Consider the following 19,085-nt stretch of genomic DNA (forward strand, 5'->3'; position numbering starts at 1 on the left):
CGAATGGATATTCTCATGCAGGCATTCCCTGCTTTTCTGCTCGTTCTTTGTCGAATTACTGCGTTTTTTGTTGTCGCGCCGATTTTCTCGTCCCGGACGTTTCCTAAGACGATCAAGATCGGACTCGCTTTCTTCGTTTCGATCATCGTGTTCTTGACGATCGGCTGGGATACGAACGTCGTGGCGAACGGCAACTACATCCTGGCGATCTTCCGCGAGATTTTCGCCGGGCTGATTATCGGTTACGTGTCTTATTTGTTCTTCACGATCGTCCAAACTTCCGGCGCGCTGATGGACATACAGATGGGGTTCGGGATCGCCAACATCGTCGACCCGATCTCGGGCGTATCCGCTCCGATTCTCGGCAACTTCAAGTACATGCTCATGATGCTCGTCTTTCTATCGATCAACGGGCATCATTACTTGTTGAAGGCGATCATGAGCAGTTACGACTGGCTACCGCTCGATAACGATCTATTCAAGGTGTATTACGGCGGCAGCATTACGGAGTTTCTCACCCGGACGTTCGCGGACACGTTCCTGCTGGCTCTGCAAATTTCAGCGCCGATCGTCGTGACGATGTTCCTAACGGATCTGGGGCTCGCGCTGCTTACGAGAAGCGCCCCGCAATATAACGTGTTCGTCATCGGGGTTCCGATCAAAATCCTCGTCGGATTGGCCATACTGATATTGCTTCTTCCGGGATTCGGCGTATTGTTCCAATTGTTGTTCGACGCTATGTTTAACGCATTAGAGAAGCTGTTCGTCATCATGCAATCGTCATAAAGGTACAAATCAAGCAAGGGCAAGGAGGGAACATCATGCACCGTTATCGCCTAAGGATGAATTTGCAATTGTTCGCGGGCGAGAAGACGGAGAAGGCGACGCCGAAGAAAAGGTCAGACAGCCGTAAGAAAGGCCAAGTCGCCAAGAGCGCTGAAATTCCCGGTGCCTTGATCCTGCTTGGCGCTGTATGTTGTTTCGTGATGCTAGGCCCATACTTCAGCAAGCAGATTACGAGCATGTTCAGCGACATCTTTCAGCATCGTATGGACATGAACGTTACGCAAGAGAACGTATTGAGCTTGATGACCTATTATTTAATCGAGATGGCCAAGTTTTTGGTACCGATTTTCTTCGTTGTCGTCGTCATTACTTTCGCGTCCTCTTACATTCAAATCGGATGGCTGCTCACGTTCGAATCGTTGAAACCGAAACTGAGCACTCTGAACCCGATCAGCGGAGCGAAAAATCTGTTCGGCATGCGAGCCGTCGTCGAGTTTCTCAAGAGCTCGCTTAAGCTGATCGTCATCTCGATCGTCGTATATACCGTCATTTGGTCGGAGAAACAGCGTTTTCTCGAACTGGCCACGGTGCCCGTTCAAGAAATTTTCGCGTACGTCGCCAGCTTGACGCTTCGTCTCGGCATATTCGTGGCGGTACTGCTCATCTTACTCGCGATCGCGGACTATATGTACCAAAAATACGATTACGAGAAAAAGCTCAGAATGAGCAAGCAAGACATCAAGGACGAACATAAAAACGCGGAGGGCGACCCGCTGATCAAAGGAAAAATCAGAAGCCGGCAACGCCAGATGGCGCTCATGCGCATGATGCAGGAAGTGCCGAACGCCGACGTCATCATCACGAACCCGACCCACTTCGCGGTCGCGCTGCAATACGACGGCACGAAGATGGATGCGCCGAAGGTCATCGCCAAAGGGCAAGACTATCTCGCCCTGCGGATTCGGGAAATCGCCAAAGAACATAACGTTATAACGATGGAAAACAAGCCGCTCGCCCGCGCGCTGTACGAACGGGCCGAAATCGGGGAATCCGTCCCCGCCGATCTGTTCCAAGCCGTAGCGGAAGTGCTGGCATACGTATATCGCCTCAAAGGCCGCAAGAAAGCGTAACAAACACAAAAGACGCATACATACAGCCTTCAAGCGCTAAGCGCAGAAGGCATCATTGGGTTTAAACGAAATTTGGCCGGCTCGCGAGGTTCTTTGGAAGTTACCCAGCATAGCTCCGGTGCAAAGGGAACGGGTTGCTACGGAGAGTCTACGTCCGCCTTTATAATCGAGTTGTAACCTTCAAATCATTCACAGCAACTCGATTATAACAGCGGCGGAGTAGCAACCCATTCCCGGCGCACATTAAGGAGCGCACGAAAGGGTAGGGTTTCCAACGAGCTAACTTGCGAGAGGACAGTATTGAGGAGGTGGAGTCGGCATGAAAATCAGAGACCTAAGCATCCTGGTCGGCATCATAGGCCTTGTTCTTATGATGGTCGTTCCGATTCCAGCAGGACTTCTAGATGTTTTACTCGTTATCAATATTTCACTCGCCATCATGATTTTGCTCATCGCGATGAATACGCAGGATGCGCTTCATTTTTCGATTTTCCCGACGATGCTGCTCATCACGACCATTTTCAGGCTGGCGCTTAATATTTCGACAACACGGTTAATCTTATCGAAGGGCGAAGCCGGTCACGTCGTCCAGACGTTCGGCGAGTTCGTCGCGGGCGGGGAGCTTGCCGTCGGTTTCGTCGTGTTCCTCATTCTCGTCGTCGTTCAGTTCATCGTCATTACGAAAGGCTCGGAGCGCGTTGCCGAAGTCGGCGCTCGCTTCACCCTCGATGCGATGCCGGGTAAACAGATGAGTATCGACGCCGATTTGAACGCCGGCCTTATCAACGAACAACAAGCGAAAGAACGCCGCGAGAAGATCGAGAAAGAAGCGGACTTCTACGGCGCGATGGACGGTGCGAGCAAGTTCGTCAAAGGAGACGCCATCGCATCGATCATTATCGTCTTCATCAACTTGATCGCCGGATTCATCGTCGGCATGGCCATGCACGGCATGGACGTCATGCAGGCGCTCGAGACGTATTCGATCCTCACGATCGGCGACGGTCTCGTCAGCCAAATCCCCGCGCTCTTGATCAGCGTGGCTGCCGGCATCATCGTCACGAGAGCGGCATCCGAAGGAAACTTGGCGCACGACATGACGAAGCAACTGCTCAGATATCCGAATCTTCTTTATATTGTCGCCGGCACGATCGCTTTGCTTGGCATCGCGACGCCGATACCGTTACTAACGACGATGCCTTATGCCGCGATACTCGCAATCGCAGGCTATCGCCTCCAGTCGAACCTTAATAAGAGGAAAGAAGAAGAAGAGCTGCTTGTCGAAGAGAAACAAATCGAAGAAGTGCGCAGTCCGGAGAGCGTCATCAGCTTGCTGCAAGTCGATCCGATCGAATTCGAGTTCGGGTACGGCCTCATCCCGCTCGCGGATACGCAGCAGGGCGGCGATTTGCTTGACAGGATCATCATGATCAGGCGCCAATGCGCCCTCGAAATGGGCCTAATCGTGCCTGTCATTCGGATTCGAGACAATATTCAACTAAAACCGAACGAATATGTTATCAAAATGAAAGGAAATATGGTGGCTCGTGGCGAATTATTGCTAAATCACTACCTGGCCATGAGTCCGGGATTCGACGACGATTCCATCACGGGCATCGAAACGCAGGAACCGGCGTTCGGATTGCCTGCGCTCTGGATCGACGATGCGATGAAGGAGAGAGCGGAGATGTCCGGTTATACGGTCGTCGATCCTCCGTCCGTCGTCGCGACTCATCTGACGGAAGTGATCAAGAAACATGCGCACGAGCTGATCGGCCGCCAAGAGACGAAAGCGCTTGTCGAGAGCGTCAAGGAAACGTTCCCGGCGCTTGTCGACGAACTCATCCCGTCTATTCTGACCGTAGGCGACGTGCAGAAAGTGCTTGCCAAGCTGCTGAAGGAGAAAATATCGATTCGCGATCTCGTGACGATATTCGAGACGTTAGCCGATTACGGGAAGTATACGAAAGATCCGGACGTGCTAACCGAATACGTCAGGCAGAGCCTCTCCAGACAGATTACGCAGCAGTACGCGAATCCTGCCGAGCCGCTCAAGGTCATAACGGTGAGTCCTTCCGTAGAGAAGAAAATCTCGGAAGCCGTGCAGCAATCCGATCACGGCAGCTATCTCGCGATGGATCCCGTATCCTCGCAGACGATCTTTCAGCGGCTCACGGAGCAAGTGAACCGCCAGATCCAATCCGGACAGCAGCCGATCATTCTCACGTCTCCGACGATCCGGATGTACTTGAGGCAATTGCTTGAACGCAGCATGCAAGATATTCCCGTCATCTCTTATAGCGAATTGGAACCTAGCATTGAAGTGCAGAGCGTCGGGGTGGTGAACGCATGAAAGTGAAACGTTATATCGTCGAGGACATTCCCGAAGCGGTGCAACTCATCCGCAGCGAGCTTGGTTCGGATGCCGTCATTCTCAATACGAAAGAAATCCGCGTCGGCGGATTTCTTGGCATGTTCCGAAAGAGAAAGGTGGAAGTCACCGCAGCGATCGACGAGGCATCGAAGAAGCCTCCCGCGCGCAAGCCCGCGGTACCGCGGGCAACCGCGGCGCCTCTTGCCGAAAGGCCGAGCTCCGCGATTGCCGTAGCCGAGCCGAAGGCCGACGCCGGCGCGCTTGCGCCGGTGCTACCCGCCGGTGCGGTACGAGACCGATACGCCCAGCCGTCGTTCGCGGATAAACCGCGCCCGTCGGCATTCGCGGCGCAATTAGACAGCGCAGCCCAGCAAATCGCAGAACCAAGACCTTTCGCCGACCCGACGGACGAGCAAGCGGACACGCTAGCCGTAGCCGTGAAGGTGCTCGAAGAGAGAGAAAGCAAACAGGCGATGCAGGCGGTCGAGTCGGATAGCGTGCCGGCTATACTGACCCCGAAGAACGAACGTGTCGACGAGTCGAGCGCGTTGCTTCACGAGTTGCGCTCGATGAAGGACATGATGCTGAAGCTTACGAAGCAGCAAACGTACCGTACGATGCCGGAATCCGTCATGAGATGGAGCAGGCGACTTGCGGAGCAAGGCGTGGAGCCCGTCTACGTCGAGCAGTTCGCCGAAGCGGTGAACGAGCGCCTCGGCGTTAACAACGATGATCCGCTGATTTGCTTCGAGGCGGCTAAGATCGTGCTTCGGGAATGGCTTGGGCCGTCTCAAGGGTTCGGGTTGTCGCCTAACGCAAGAATCGTTAACTTCGTCGGGCCGACAGGCGTTGGCAAGACGACAACGATCGCCAAGCTGGCCGCCGAACAAGCGATCAACTACCGCCGCCAAGTCGGATTCATTACGGCGGATACGTATCGAATCGCTGCCGTCGATCAGCTTCGGACCTATGCCGACATCTTGAACGTTCCGCTGGAAGTCGTGTTTTCTCCGGGCGAACTAACGAGGGCGTACAAGAAGCTGGACGACCGGGATCTGGTGTTCATGGATACGGCAGGCCGCAATTACCGCAACGAGCTATTCGTATCGGAAGTGAACAGCCTGCTCTCTCCGGGCGAGGAGAGCGAGACGATTCTCGTCTTGAGCATGACCCACAAGTACAGCGACATGAGAACGGTCGCTTCGCAGTTCGCGAAGTACGGCGTTGACCAGCTGCTACTAACGAAGTTCGACGAGACCGACACGTACGGTTCCGTCCTTAACTTAATTAAAGAGTTTTCGTTCCACATTTCCTATATCACTTGCGGACAGACGGTACCGGACGACATTCGCGCCTACGATCCGGAAGAACTAGTACGCAGGCTGCTGGGGGAATTCTCCCATGAATGATCAAGCGGAAGCGCTCAGACACTTGGTGAGCACGGCCAGTCCCGATCTAGCGAAGACGACCCGGATCATTACGATTACGAGTGGCAAAGGAGGCGTCGGCAAGTCCAACTTCAGCTTGAACTTCGCGATGGCGTTGCAGAAACGCGGCTACAGCGTTCTCGTATTCGATGCGGATATCAGCTTTGCGAACATCGACGTCTTGCTCGGCACGCCGGCGCAGTACAACTTGATCCACTTGCTCAAAGGCGAGAAGTCCATATGGGACATTATCCAGACCGGGCCGAACGGCTTGCAGTTCATCGCCGGAGGTTCGGGTTTCAAGGACCTCGTGCGGCTAAGCGATCAAGAGATCGAGTACTTCGCGCAACAGATCGGCAAGCTTAACGGACACGTCGACTTTATCGTATTCGATACGGGGGCCGGTCTTTCCAAAGAAACCGTCCGCTTCATTACGGCAGCCGACGAGACCATCGTCGTCACGACGCCGGAGCCTACGTCGATAACAGATGCCTACGCATTGATCAAGATGGTGAAGTCCATGGGACACGAAGTCACGTTCCGCCTGATCGTTAACCGAGTCGCAGACGATCGAGAAGGCCGGCAAACTTCCGAGAATATGAGACAGGTCGCCAGCAAGTATTTAGGCATCGACCTTCCGGTGCTCGGGTACATTCCGGACGATACGAGCGTATCCAAGTCGGTCAAACGCCAAACGCCGTTGTCCGTCGCGTTTCCGGACAGCGCCGCGGCCCGGGGAATAGACCGGATCGCCGCGAGCTTCCTGTTGGAACGCACGACGCAGTCAACTAGAGGAGTGTCAGGGTTCCTTAATCGGATTAAGAAGCTTTGGAGCTAGCAATCGAATCAACAGCAGGATTACGAGTCTCATACAACTAGAATATCAGGGGGAGGGACACGCAATGCCGGAATATAACGTTCTGATCGTGGATGATTCACCGTTCATGCGCAAAGTGTTCAGCGACGTCATCCGCGCGGATGCTTCGTTCAACGTGCTTGCAACCGCTGGTAACGGCATGGAAGCGGTAGAATTAGCGCTTAAGCTCAAGCCCGACATCATCACGATGGATGTCGAGATGCCGCAAATGAACGGCATCGAAGCGCTCAGACGCATTATGTCCGTTAGACCGACCCCGGTCATCATGTTATCCGCCGTTACCGACAACGGCACGCGGGATACGATCAAAGCGCTTCAATACGGCGCGTTCGACTTCATTCGCAAGCCGGACGGCGCAGTAAAGCTGGATATTCGCCAAGTAGGCGAGCTGCTGCTCGAAAAGTTACATATCGCGGTCCAGACCGTCAGCAACGGCGCTTTCCGGATGTTGCCGGCCGTGGAAGAGAAGGCGGAACCGCCTCCCGTTCCGGAGCCGCGAATCCCGAAGCAGGAGCCGCCCGTCAAGTCGGCTGCTCCGCCCGATGCAGTTATACCCGAGAAAAAGAAGGAAGAGCCGAAATCGCAGCTTCCGAGAGATCGAGCGAATCCGGCTCGAGTCGTCGAACCGCCGAAACGGCCGTCGCCTTCGAACGATATGCGCAAGGCAGATCCTCCGCCGATCAAACCGGAGCCCGGTTTGGCTAAGCCCGCGAGTTCTGCAGCCGGTGCTGTCCAAGAGCAGCGGACCCTTACGGAGAGAAAGCGGACGACCGCGTTATCGAATAAGAAGCCGGAAGTGCCGAACGCACCGCCGGCGGCCGAAGCTCCCGTTGCTCCGTCTCGGCCGCAGGCTGTACGGCGAGAAGCTTCGACGGATTTCAATCATATTGTCGTTATAGGAACGTCTACGGGCGGACCACGAGCGTTGCATGAAGTGCTTACCGGCATCCCGGAACAGTTTGCGGCTCCGATCCTTATCGTTCAGCATATGCCGCCGAAGTTCACGCATTCTTTGGCGCAGAGATTAGACTCCTTCTGCAGCATTCACGTAAGGGAAGCTTCGGACGGAGAGATCGTCGAGAGCGCAACCGCTTATATAGCGCCAGGCGGCAAACATATGCTGCTCGTCAAAGACGCGAAAGGAACCTATCGCATCAAGCTAACGGAAGATCCGTCTGTAAGCGGTCACCGTCCTTCCGTCGACGTTCTATTCGAGTCAGCGGCGCAGCATGCCGGATTAAAGCGGCACGCCGTACTGATGACCGGAATGGGGAGCGACGGTGCGAAAGGCATGAAGGCCTTGCAAGCCAGCGGAGCGCTGACGACGATCGCGGAAGCCGAAGAAACGTGCGTCGTGTACGGCATGCCTCGCTCGGCAGTAGAGCTTGGCGCCGCCTCTCACGTCCTTCCGCTGCAGTCGATATCGTCCGTGCTCGTACGCGAAGTGAACGCTCGTAAAACTTAACGCAGCATCCGCAAGCTCAGCCAATCTGGAGGTGTCCGTCCCGTGGAAATGAATCAGTATCTATCTATTTTTATCGATGAGGCAAACGATCATCTGCAATCTCTTAACGAGAATATGCTTCGGCTTGAGCAACAGCCCGAGGATATTAGCATCGTACAAGTGATTTTCCGTTCGGCGCATACGCTGAAAGGGATGTCGGCAACGATGGAATTCAAGGATCTTGCTTCCTTGACGCACGAGATGGAGAACGTGCTCGATCTCGTACGCAACGGCAAGCTAAGCATGAACGGCGTTATCTTCGACGCACTGTTCAAATGCCTGGACGAATTGGAAGCGATGGTGCAAGACGTCATCAACGGAGGAACGGGCAGCGGTGACGTTACGGAGCTCGTAGACAGGTTGAAAGCGATCGTCAAGGGAGATATCGGAGACGGCAGCGCCGGCGCGAAATCCGCGGCTCCGAAAGCAGCGACGCCTACGTCGCTCATGCTGGACCAATTTCAGCTTTCCGTCCTGATGCAGTCCCTCGAAAGCGGACACCGCGCGTACTACATCGAAGTGACCGTTCGCGAAGACTGCTTGCTGAAGGCGGCAAGAGCCTACATGGTGTTCGATGCTCTCGAACGCAACGGGGAAGTCGTAAAGGCGCATCCTTCCGTGCAGGAGATCGAACAGGAGCAATTCGACCGCAGCTTCGCCGTCTATTATATTTCGCAAGTCGACGAGAGCGTGTTGCGCGATCAGGTTTCAAGAGTTTCCGAGATCGAATCGGTGAACATTACGCCGGTCGATCAAGGCACGTTGACGGATTTGGACAATGCGGCGCACGTCAGCGCTGCGTCGGCTTCGGCCGAAGTACAGACCGCGACCCAGCAAGTCGCTGCGGCCGCTCCAGCCGCTTCGGCTGCCCCCTCCGCGGAGGCTCCGAGCGCCCCGCGTCCGTCTCCGCAAGCGGCTGCGGGCAGCGCCGCTCCGCGGACGATTCGCGTCGATATCGATAGACTAGACTCTCTCATGAATTTGTTCAGCGAGTTGCTCATCGATCGGGTAAGGCTCGAGCAGCTCGCAACCGAAGTTCGCCGCAACGATCTGACGGAGACGGTCGAGCATATGGCGAGAGTAAGCGCGGATCTGCAAAATATCGTACTTAAGCTTCGCATGGTGCCCGTGGAGAGCGTCTTTAACCGGTTCCCCCGCATGGTGCGCGACTTGGCGAAATCGCTCGACAAGAAAGTCGACCTGGTCATTACGGGGGCCGAGACCGAATTGGACCGCACCGTCATCGACGAAATCGGCGATCCGCTCGTGCATCTGATCCGCAACGCGGTCGACCACGGCATCGAATCGATTTCGGACCGGGTGAGCGCAGGCAAATCCGAAGTCGGCACGGTTCACTTGCGCGCGTACCATGCCGGCAACCACGTCTTCATCGAGATCGAAGAAGACGGCAAAGGCATCAATCGTCCGAAGGTTCTCGAAACCGCGATCATGCGCGGCGTCATTACGGCCGAAGACGCCAAGAAGCTGTCCGACGACGAAGTGAACATGCTGATCTTCGCAGCCGGATTCAGCACGGCGGACAAAATTTCGGACATTTCCGGACGCGGCGTCGGACTTGACGTCGTAAAGTCCAAAATCGCATCGCTCGGCGGCCACGTCGCCGTCACTTCCAAGCTCGGATCCGGCACGAAGTTCTCGATCCAGCTGCCGCTCACGCTATCTATTATCGCTGCCATGCTGATTAAGCTAGGTTCGGAGAAATATGCGTTCCCGCTCTCCTCTATCGTGGAGACAGGCTCGATCCGCAAGGAGAACATCCGCAACGTGCACGGCTCCCAAATGATCGAGTTTCGCAACGCCATCATTCCGATCGTCTCGTTGTCGTCCGTCGTCGGTTCGCCTGACTACAATGAGCAGGGCGAGGAAGAGACGGAAATCGTCGTCGTTCGCAAAGGGGACAAGCTGGCAGCGGTCATGGTCGACGAATTTATCGGCCAGAGCGAGATCGTACTGAAGCCGTTAGGCAAATATTTAAGCAGCGTTGTCGGCGTCGTATCCGGCGCAACGATTCTAGGCGACGGACAAGTCGCGCTGATCATCGATCCGAACGCGCTTATCAAATAAAATACCGGACTCTATTGGGAGGGTACATCCATGGCAGAGGAAATGAAAGTCATCGTATTCACGTTGGCGCAAGAAGAGTACGGCATCGAAGTTGATAAAGTTCGCACGATCGAGAGGCTTATGCCGATCACCCGTGTGCCCAAAACGCCGGATTTCGTCAAAGGCGTCATCAATCTTCGCGGCGTCGTCATTCCGGTTATCGATTTGCGCGGCCGCTTCGGCCTCGAGGAGTCGGAGCTCGGAGAAAATTCGCGCATCATTATCGTTGCCGTGAACGACATGGAAGTCGGTTTTATCGTCGACTCGGCTAACGACGTTCTTGATCTGATGAGCGACACGATCGAGAATCCGCCGGAAATCGTAGGCGGCATCAAAGCGAAATACCTGAGCGGCGTTGCCAAAATCGGCGATAACCGCCTGCTCATCCTGCTCAATCTGCCGGAAGTGCTCAATCGCGGCGAAATCGTTCTGCTAGAGCAGCTTGGAGAATAAACCGTGAACCTATTCAACGGCAATGCGGATTTCAAAATGGACGTACTGAGGGAAGTCGGCAATATCGGTGCGGGCAACGCCGCTACCGCGTTATCGCTTCTCCTGGACAAGCCGGTAGACATGGCGGTTCCGACGGTCAGCCTCGTTCCTTTCGAAGCGATCGCGGAGCGGGTAGGGGGTTCGGAAGCCGTCGTCATCGCCATATTCCTGCGCGTGGAAGGCGACGCTCCGGGCAATATGTTCTTCATCCTGAATCGAGAGCCGGCAAGGCGAATCCTACGAGGTCTGCTCGGGTTCGAAGCTGCCGAGAACGACGATTACAGCGAACTGGAACTGTCCGCGCTTAATGAAATCGGCAACATCTTGGCTGGCTCTTACTTGTCTTCTCTGGCCGACTTCACCGGCTTGCACATGTCGCCTACCGTGCCGTCTCTCGCCGTAGATATGGCCGGAGCGATTCTGAGCTACGGCTTGGTTCAATTCGGCACGATGGGCGACGATGCTCTGCTAATCGATACGACGTTCTTGGAAGGGCAACAGGAAGCGGAGGGACATTTCTTCTTGATTCCGGACCCCGAGTCGTTCGATAAGCTGTTCCGTGCGTTGGGAGTGCCGATCGAATGACAGAAGGAGTTCTCATCAAAGTAGGAATGGCGGACTTGAACGTCGGCACGGGCGGCGCGATCATCCGCACGACCGGTCTTGGCTCGTGCGTGGGGTTAACCCTTTACGACGCGCAACTCAAGCTCGGCGGAATGGCGCATATTATGCTGCCTTCTTCCGAAATCGCTCGCGAAGGACAGCTGAACATCGCGAAATACGCGGATACGGCCGTTCCCGAATTGATCGAGCAGCTTAAGAGGAAAGGCGCCAGTATCGGGCGCCTAGTAGCCAAGATGGCCGGCGGCGCCCAAATGTTCGCTTTTGCGAACGGTTCGGATTCGATGAGAATCGGACCCCGGAACGTCGAGGCGACGAAGCTGGCTTTGACGCAGCTCGGCATTCCGCTGATCGGGGAAGATACCGGAGGCAACTACGGCCGTACCGTCGAGCTGGACAGCGGAACCGGCGTGTTCAGTATTCGTAGCGTACAGCACGGCATAAAGGAGATTTAAAGATGATCGGTAACTGGCGAATAAATGTCGGATTCGGCGGATTCGGCGCATTGCTGACTTGGTTGTTCTCTTACGCTAGCAATCCGATCGGAACAACGCTCGTCCGCGGCGTGTACGCCTTCGCGACGTTCACCGCCATCGCATTCGTGATTAGCCTGCTGCTCGGGCAATTGCTGCACCCAAGCGAAGAGTCCGGGCCGGCTATAACCGACGCGCAAGACGAATCAAGCGAGGACCGCGGAAGCAATCTCGACTTGATTACCCCTGACGAAGGGGATGAACTGGCGGAAATGATGAAAGAACGCTGGTCGGACGGCAAAGGCGAAGCGCAAAGCACGTCTTTCCAACCGCTCGAGCCTAAACAGTTGGTGTCGCTTGACAATCCGAATCCGGAGGAAGTGGTTCAGGCGATACGTCGCCTGACGGACGAATAAGGATGGTGAGCAAGAATGGTCGAGCAAACACGATCTAAGGTGTCCCATCATGGGTTATGGCTCAGATGGAAAGAAAACGGGGATTCAGAGGCGCGTAAGCTGCTCATCGAGCAGTATTTGCCCTTGGTTGATTATGTGTCAAGCCGTATGGCGGTAGGGTTGCCGAAGAACGTGACGAAAGACGATTTGTCCAGCAACGGCGTCATGGGATTAATCGATGCGATCGAGAAGTTCGATTATACAAGGGGACTCCAATTCGAAACGTACGCTTCGTGGAGAATACGCGGAGCGATCCTCGACGGCCTTCGTCAAGGAGACTGGGTACCCAGATCCGTACGTGATAAAGCGAAAAAAATGGAGGATGCATACGCGGTACTGGAGCAGAAGCATTTGCGCTCCGCTACGGATGAAGAAGTATGCGCCTATTTGAATATAAGCGATCGAGAATTTCAACAAATGCTTCAGGAGGTCGCGGTGGCGGCCGTCTGTTCGCTGGAGGATCCGATCCGAGAAGAAGAATCCGAGACGAGAATGTCGCTCCTCGTCGACGATAAAGCGATCAATCCGGAGTATACGGTCCATGAAACCTACTTAAAGGAATCGCTAGTCTACGGCATCCAGAAATTGACCGAAAAAGAGAGAACGGTCGTTTCTTTATTTTATTACGATGACCTTTCTTTAAGCGAAATCGCCGAAGTCATGTGCCTTTCGCCATCAAGGATCTCGCAGCTTCATTCCAAAGCGATTCTAAGATTGCGGGGTGCACTGGCGAAACAGAAAGATCATTTGTTGCAAAACGGTTAACAAGGAGGGGATACCATTGGCTAATAACGATACGCAATCATTGGAAGATAGCTTACAAGTGACGATTAGCGATGATAAGCTGCAGGCGCACCTTATCTTTCGCCGGGTCGAAGGCAACATGGCGCTGACGGTACGGGATTTGGAGCAATTTCTGAGCGAGAACGGTGTAAAATTCGGCGTGCAAGCGGACACTTTGTATTTAATCTCGCAAAATCCGCAAGCCTTCTACTTCACGCAGAATATCGTTGCGGCCGGAACGCCGCCGACCAACGGCAGAGACGGTTATATCCGCTATATGTTCGATTCCAGCGAAGAAGGCAAAGGACCCGCGGAGCGGGAAGACGGCAGCGTAGATTATAAGGAATTGAAACAGCTCGCGAACGTCAAAGCCGGACAACTGATCGCCGAGCGTATCCCGGCAGAGCCCGGCACGCCGGGCAAAGCGGTTACGGGTGAAGAGATTGCCCCAAGAGACGGTAAAGAAGCGCATTTCAAAATCGGCAAAAACGTCGTCGTCAATCCGGAGCGCATCGCCATGTACGCGGCAATCGACGGCCTTGTAACGAAGACGGAGAAAGAAAAGCTGAACGTCTTTCCGGTGTTCGAAGTGAACGGAGACGTGGATTATCGCGTCGGGAATATCGATTTTGTCGGCACCGTCGTCATCCGAGGCAATATTCTAACCGGATTCCGGGTCAAAGCGTCGGGGGATATTCGCGTAACCGGGGGCATCGAGGGCGCGGAAGTCGAATCGGACGGTTCGATCGAGGTGTTAGGCGGCATCATCGGCAGCAATAAAGGTTACGTCAAAGCCGGACGCAACGTGAAGTGCTCCTTCATTCAAGAAGGCAACGTGCTCGCTGGAGAAGATATCTATGTCTCTCAGAGTATCATGCACTCCAACATACGCGCCGGCCGGCTCGTGCAGTGCGTAGGCTCCAAAGGATTAGTCGTCGGCGGACTCGTGCAAGCCGGCGATCGGGTAACCGCCCGCATGATCGGCAACTCCATGTCCACCGCGACATCGGTCGAGGTCGGCGTTAAGCCGGAGCTCAGACATGAGCTGAACGATCTTAGATCTACGATCAGACAATTGACCGAAAGCTTGGATAAAACGGAAAAAGCGCTTGCGCTGCTCGATCAGTTGGCCTCGACGGGACAGCTGGCCTCGGATAAGCTTGCGCTTCGCACGAAGCTGTCCGTCACTAAGAAACAGACGATCGAAGAGATGAAAGCCGCCAAGGAACGCACGCTGGAAATCGAGAAATCGTTAGAGGATGCGTCGACGGCTCGCGTAGACGCCACGCATACGTTGTTCGGAGGCACGAAAATCGTGATCGGCCGATACACTCGTTTCATCAAAGACAGCTCGCAGCGGGTTTCATTCCGATTCATGGACGGCGATATCGTCATGGTGCCTTACAATTAACCGACACGAACGGCTAGAAGGCTTGGCAATAGCGTAGGAAGAGGTGACTTGCCCTGAGCTATAAGTCTATCGATATCCAGACCTCATTGCCTCGCACGGTAGAAATGACTCCTCTCGCGCAGCATCAGCAGCAAAGACCGATCATCGAACAAGCCGCGCTGGCCCATCAAACGATCAAGAACGCCGAACACGAAGCCAAGAGGAGCCAGAAGACGGAGTCGTCCGCCAAAGGTACGATCAAAGACCGTGGCGCGCGCGAGCAAGGCAGTCAATCCGGAGCAGGGAAACATTCGCACGAAGAAGAACAGCCATCGGGTTCTGCAAGCGCACCGCCTCCCAAACATCCGTATAAAGGCAAACATATCGATTTCATAGGTTAACCGTACTGCAAGAAAGAAGGGTTGTTCTAATGACGCCAAGTCCGTGGTTAAGCGTTGTACTGCTAGGCGTAGCGATTACGGGGTACGCGTGGATGATGCCGAAGCCTTCCTCGAAAGGCAAAGATTCGGAATTATCAAGCGACTCCGCTTATGAGCAATTGCTCGAGGATCTCGAAGCCGAAAATCGCGAGCTGGTCGATGCGGTCGCCAAGTTTAAGCGCGAGCAAGACGAGACCGTGGACAAGCTAAGCCGCAGAATCGTCGACATGGAGCATCAGATGAAGCTATGGTCGTTGCAAGCCGCGACGACGGCTGCAACCGCTGCGCCGATTCCTGCCGCCACGCCCGAATTCCGTCAAGATGAGCCGGCGACGACCGACGCGCCCTCACAACCTCATACGTTCGTCCAACCGGAGCCGGCGAAAGATCCGGAGCCGGAACCGATCCAGGTTCCTCCGACCTCGATACGAGGCAGATATCCGGAACTGCTGGCGCTTCATGACAAAGGCCGGTCGGTCGAACAGATCGCCAAGTCGCTCGGGCTGAATAAAGGCGAAGTGCAGTTGGTTCTGCAGTTGGCGCGCAGAGAGGAAGAGCAGCATGCGTAAATATCGAAGCTGGCTGATGGGACTCGGCATCGGGCTTATGATCGGCGCTTCGATGCTGCAGCTGATCCTGGCGGCCCAAGATCAAACGAAGCCGCTGACCCGGGAGCAATTGGAGAAACAAGCCGAAGCTGCCGGTTACGTCATCTATTCGGCCGAAGAGTCCATGTATACCGAGGATGAGCTGCAAGCGAAGATCGAAGAGGCGTTGCTGCAAGCCCAGGAAAAGGCGAATAACGCGGAGCCGTCTTCGGCACCTAGCGATAAGCAAGCCGCCGAGCCGGGGGCGGAAGCTTCGCCGGAGAGCGACGCGTCCGCATCGGCATCCCCGGGCGCGACTGAACCGGATGAACCGAAAGCGACGACCTTATACGTGAAGTACGGCATGACGCTTACGGAAGTCGCGGCAAAACTCGAACAACTCGGCGTTGTCGATGACGGGGACGATTTTCTGGACAAATGCTGGTCGATCGCCAAAGATCTTAAAGTCGGGACATCCGTGTTCACGGGCAAGCCGACGTATCGCCAAATTATGACGGAACTTACCCGCTTGAAGCCCTAAAGGCTCGCGCGGGTATTTTTTTGGGTAACGTGCCGTATCTCCATTGCGCTCGCGCCTTCGATATGCTATATTATTTTTCGGTGTAAAAAACACACGCTTTTCAATTTCGTCAAAGGTGCTTAACTTGCGACAAGCAATTAAGTTTTGGCGGAAAGCGCGAGAAGCGGCGGAGATTCACCAAAAACCACTAGGAGGTGCAGTAGAGATGGCAGTCATTTCCATGAAGCAACTGCTTGAAGCAGGCGTGCACTTCGGTCACCAAACACGTCGTTGGAACCCGAAGATGGACAAGTACATCTTTACCGAACGTAACGGCATTTACATTATCGACCTGCAGAAGACGGTCAAGAAAGTCGACGAGGCTTACAACTTCGTACGCCAGCTCGCTGAGAACGGCGGAACGATGCTGTTCGTCGGCACGAAGAAACAAGCGCAAGATTCCGTTAAGGAAGAAGCGGAACGCAGCGGACAATACTACATCAACCAACGTTGGTTGGGTGGTACGCTGACGAACTTCGCTACGATCCAGAAGCGTACCGATCGTCTGCACTTGCTGACGAAATGGGAGAACGACGGCACGTTCGAAGTGCTTCCGAAGAAAGAAGTCATCCTTCTCCGCAAAGAGAAAGATCGTCTTGAGAAATTCCTCGGCGGCATCAAAAACATGCGCAAGCTCCCTGACGCGCTGTTCATCATCGACCCGCGCAAAGAGCGTATCGCGGTAGCGGAAGCTCGCAAGCTCGGCATCCCGATCGTAGGTATCGTCGACACGAACTGCGATCCGGACGAAATCGATTATGTAATCCCGGGCAACGACGACGCGATCCGCGCAGTTAAGCTTCTTACGGCTAAGATGGCTGACGCAATCGTTGAATCCCGCCAAGGCGAAGAAACGACCGCGTAAATCGTTCGCAATCACATAAGCAAGCTGAAAGGGTGGTTAGAAGAAAACTTCTCACCGCCCTTTTTGTAAAAAAGAACATAACCAACGTTTCCCTTGAGCAAGGCGCCCAAGGGCTTATCCACGAGGAGGACGCTACAATGGCTATTAATGCAGCAGACGTTAAAACGCTACGCGAAAGAACGGGAGCAGGCATGCTCGATTGCAAAAAAGCGCTGGAGGAAGCAAGCGGCGATCTGACGAAAGCAGCCGAGCTGCTTCGCGAGAAAGGCCTTTCTGCCGCGGCTAAGAAAGGCGACCGCATCGCTACGGAAGGCGTAGTAGAATCCTACATCCACGGCGGCGGACGCATCGGCGTTCTCGTCGAAATCAACTGCGAGACGGACTTCGTCGGCAAAACCGAGCAATTCAAATCGTTCGCGCGCGACATCGCCATGCACATCGCAGCGGCTAACCCTAAGTTCTTGTCCCGCGAAGAAGTATCGCAAGCCGAACTGGACAAAGAAAAAGAAATCCTGCGCAACCAAGCGCTCAACGAAGGCAAGCCTGAGAAAATCGTCGACAAGATGGTTGAAGGCCGCATGAACAAATACTATGAGGAAAACTGCCTCATGGAGCAAGCTTTCGTTAAAGATCCGGACAAATCGATCACGACGCTCTTGAACGAGAAAATCGCGACAATCGGCGAGAAAATCTCGATCCGTCGTTTCGCTCGTTTCGAGCTGGGCGAAGGCCTCGAGAAAAAAGTGGACAACTTCGTCGAAGAAGTTATGGCTCAAGTGAAACAATAATAGTAAATTTAAAAAGGGGAACACGCGGTGTTCCCCCTTTTTGAGCGATCGCAAGGAAAGAAATTACAGTGGATATGATGGAGGTACAAATGGAGCGTCCCGTATATAAACGCGTAGTATTGAAGGTGAGCGGAGAGTCGTTGTCCGGCACGAACGGATACGGCATCGAAGCGTCGACCATCCTGTCGATCGCGCAGCAAGTGAAGGAAGTCGTCGAGCTAGGCGTTGAAGTCGCGATCGTGTGCGGCGGCGGCAACATATGGCGCGGCATCGCCGGCAGCCAGAAGGGGATCGACCGCGCGACCGCCGACTACATGGGCATGCTCGCGACCGTCATGAACTCTCTTGCCCTTCAAGACGCGCTTGAACAGATCGACGTGCCAACACGGGTGCAAACTTCCATCGCTATGCAACAGATCGCCGAGCCTTACATCCGCAGAAGAGCGATTCGCCACTTGGAGAAGGGCCGCGTCGTCATTTTCGCCGCAGGCACGGGCAATCCGTTCTTCTCCACCGACACGACCGCGGCGCTGCGCGCGGCCGAGATCGAAGCCGAGGTCATCCTCATGGCCAAGAACAAAGTCGACGGCGTATACAGCGCCGATCCGTTCAAAGATGCAAGCGCGGAAAAATACGAGCAATTGACGTACATGGACGTTCTGAACAAAAACCTCGGCGTCATGGATTCCACCGCTTCCTCGCTCTGCATGGACAACAATATCCCGCTTCTCGTGTTTGCGATTACCGAGAAAGGAAACATTAAGCGTGCCGTCCTCGGCGAGAAGATCGGCACCATTGTGAAGGGGAGTCTTGACTAATGCCACAAGCGATTAAGAAAAACGCGGAAGATCGCATGGAAAAAGCGCTAAGCGCGTTGAAACGCGATTTGCAAACGCTGCGGGCCGGACGCGCATCCGCCTCGATGCTCGATAGAGTGGAAGCCGATTACTACGGCACGCCGACGCCGGTCAATCAGATGGGCTCGATCAATACGCCGGATTCCCGCACGCTCATTATTCAGCCTTGGGACAAATCCGCTCTTGCGGCGATCGAGAAAGCGATTCTGAAGTCCGACCTCGGGCTCACCCCGGCGAACGACGGATCGATCATTCGCATCAATATTCCGCCGCTCACGCAAGAGCGCCGCGCGGACCTCGCGAAGCAGACGAAGAAATTCGGCGAAGAAGCGAAAGTGGCGATCCGCAACATTCGCCGCGACGCGAACGACGACATCAAGAAAAAGGAAAAGGGCGAAATTTCCGAAGACGAGTCTCGCCGCCATCAAGACGACGTTCAGAAAATTACGGACCGTTACGTCGCCGAAGTGGACAAAATACTGCTCGCCAAAGAGAAAGAAATCATGGAAGTATAAAGAGCTTCCGGATGAGC

The 19,085-nt window shown here is 54.7% G+C and carries 20 protein-coding genes; all 20 read left to right on the forward strand.

From position 1 onward, the window contains the following. The first annotated feature begins 3 nt into the window (after positions 1-3). Positions 4-786, forward strand: coding sequence for a flagellar biosynthetic protein FliR (gene fliR / locus COHPA_RS0100955; RefSeq protein ID WP_027084317.1), 783 nt, complete (start codon positions 4-6; stop codon positions 784-786). A gap of 35 nt (positions 787-821) precedes the next feature. Then, complete coding sequence (gene flhB / locus COHPA_RS0100960) at positions 822-1,916, forward strand: flagellar biosynthesis protein FlhB (RefSeq protein WP_027084318.1); 1,095 nt, start codon at positions 822-824, stop codon at positions 1,914-1,916. A 319-nt stretch (positions 1,917-2,235) separates the two neighbouring features. Further along, positions 2,236-4,269 (forward strand): flagellar biosynthesis protein FlhA, encoded by a 2,034-nt coding sequence (gene flhA, locus COHPA_RS0100965; RefSeq protein WP_027084319.1) that lies wholly within the window; start codon positions 2,236-2,238, stop codon positions 4,267-4,269. Then, positions 4,266-5,699 carry a flagellar biosynthesis GTPase FlhF gene (gene flhF, locus COHPA_RS0100970; RefSeq protein ID WP_027084320.1) on the forward strand — a complete coding sequence of 478 codons (1,434 nt, stop codon included), beginning with the start codon at positions 4,266-4,268 and terminating at the stop codon, positions 5,697-5,699. Before flhA ends, flhF begins: the two co-directional genes overlap by 4 nt. Next, complete coding sequence (locus COHPA_RS0100975) at positions 5,692-6,555, forward strand: MinD/ParA family protein (RefSeq protein ID WP_027084321.1); 864 nt, start codon at positions 5,692-5,694, stop codon at positions 6,553-6,555. Before flhF ends, COHPA_RS0100975 begins: the two co-directional genes overlap by 8 nt. 64 nt (positions 6,556-6,619) lie before the next feature. Continuing rightward, a complete protein-coding gene (locus COHPA_RS0100980; RefSeq protein ID WP_027084322.1) occupies positions 6,620-8,059 on the forward strand; it encodes a protein-glutamate methylesterase/protein-glutamine glutaminase in 1,440 nt (479 codons plus the stop codon). A gap of 42 nt (positions 8,060-8,101) precedes the next feature. After that, positions 8,102-10,183: a chemotaxis protein CheA gene (locus COHPA_RS0100985; RefSeq protein ID WP_027084323.1), complete on the forward strand. Its 2,082-nt coding sequence runs from the start codon at positions 8,102-8,104 to the stop codon at positions 10,181-10,183. A gap of 30 nt (positions 10,184-10,213) precedes the next feature. Then, positions 10,214-10,675, forward strand: a complete 462-nt coding sequence (locus tag COHPA_RS0100990; protein WP_027084324.1) for a chemotaxis protein CheW — start codon at positions 10,214-10,216, stop codon at positions 10,673-10,675. Between the two features lie 36 nt (positions 10,676-10,711). Then, positions 10,712-11,299 (forward strand): chemotaxis protein CheC, encoded by a 588-nt coding sequence (locus COHPA_RS0100995; protein WP_035119825.1) that lies wholly within the window; start codon positions 10,712-10,714, stop codon positions 11,297-11,299. Further along, positions 11,296-11,790, forward strand: a complete 495-nt coding sequence (locus tag COHPA_RS0101000) for a chemotaxis protein CheD (protein ID WP_027084326.1) — start codon at positions 11,296-11,298, stop codon at positions 11,788-11,790. The genes COHPA_RS0100995 and COHPA_RS0101000 overlap by 4 nt, the downstream gene beginning before the upstream one ends. Before the next feature lie 2 nt (positions 11,791-11,792). Then, positions 11,793-12,224 carry a hypothetical protein gene (locus COHPA_RS0101005; RefSeq protein ID WP_027084327.1) on the forward strand — a complete coding sequence of 144 codons (432 nt, stop codon included), beginning with the start codon at positions 11,793-11,795 and terminating at the stop codon, positions 12,222-12,224. A gap of 15 nt (positions 12,225-12,239) precedes the next feature. Beyond that, positions 12,240-13,028 carry a FliA/WhiG family RNA polymerase sigma factor gene (locus tag COHPA_RS0101010; protein WP_027084328.1) on the forward strand — a complete coding sequence of 263 codons (789 nt, stop codon included), beginning with the start codon at positions 12,240-12,242 and terminating at the stop codon, positions 13,026-13,028. 16 nt (positions 13,029-13,044) lie between these two features. Beyond that, on the forward strand, positions 13,045-14,457 hold the full coding sequence (locus COHPA_RS0101015; RefSeq protein ID WP_027084329.1) for a FapA family protein: 1,413 nt from the start codon (positions 13,045-13,047) through the stop codon (positions 14,455-14,457). Between the two features lie 86 nt (positions 14,458-14,543). Then, a complete protein-coding gene (locus COHPA_RS0101020; RefSeq protein WP_156926573.1) occupies positions 14,544-14,837 on the forward strand; it encodes a hypothetical protein in 294 nt (97 codons plus the stop codon). 29 nt (positions 14,838-14,866) lie between these two features. Continuing rightward, a complete protein-coding gene (locus COHPA_RS0101025; RefSeq protein WP_027084331.1) occupies positions 14,867-15,445 on the forward strand; it encodes a DUF6115 domain-containing protein in 579 nt (192 codons plus the stop codon). Continuing rightward, the gene (locus tag COHPA_RS0101030; protein ID WP_027084332.1) at positions 15,438-16,004 is read left to right on the forward strand and encodes a hypothetical protein; all 567 of its coding nucleotides are present in this window, start codon (positions 15,438-15,440) and stop codon (positions 16,002-16,004) included. The genes COHPA_RS0101025 and COHPA_RS0101030 overlap by 8 nt, the downstream gene beginning before the upstream one ends. Before the next feature lie 205 nt (positions 16,005-16,209). Next, positions 16,210-16,908 carry a 30S ribosomal protein S2 gene (gene rpsB, locus COHPA_RS0101035; protein WP_027084333.1) on the forward strand — a complete coding sequence of 233 codons (699 nt, stop codon included), beginning with the start codon at positions 16,210-16,212 and terminating at the stop codon, positions 16,906-16,908. Between the two features lie 137 nt (positions 16,909-17,045). After that, positions 17,046-17,696 carry a translation elongation factor Ts gene (gene tsf / locus COHPA_RS0101040; protein ID WP_027084334.1) on the forward strand — a complete coding sequence of 217 codons (651 nt, stop codon included), beginning with the start codon at positions 17,046-17,048 and terminating at the stop codon, positions 17,694-17,696. 89 nt (positions 17,697-17,785) lie between these two features. Then, positions 17,786-18,514 (forward strand): UMP kinase, encoded by a 729-nt coding sequence (pyrH, locus tag COHPA_RS0101045; RefSeq protein ID WP_027084335.1) that lies wholly within the window; start codon positions 17,786-17,788, stop codon positions 18,512-18,514. Continuing rightward, complete coding sequence (gene frr / locus COHPA_RS0101050; protein WP_027084336.1) at positions 18,514-19,068, forward strand: ribosome recycling factor; 555 nt, start codon at positions 18,514-18,516, stop codon at positions 19,066-19,068. Before pyrH ends, frr begins: the two co-directional genes overlap by 1 nt. The last annotated feature ends 17 nt before the right edge of the window (positions 19,069-19,085 follow it).

The organism is Cohnella panacarvi Gsoil 349, assembly GCF_000515335.1.
GTDB classification, from domain to species: Bacteria; Bacillota; Bacilli; order Paenibacillales; family Paenibacillaceae; genus Cohnella; species Cohnella panacarvi.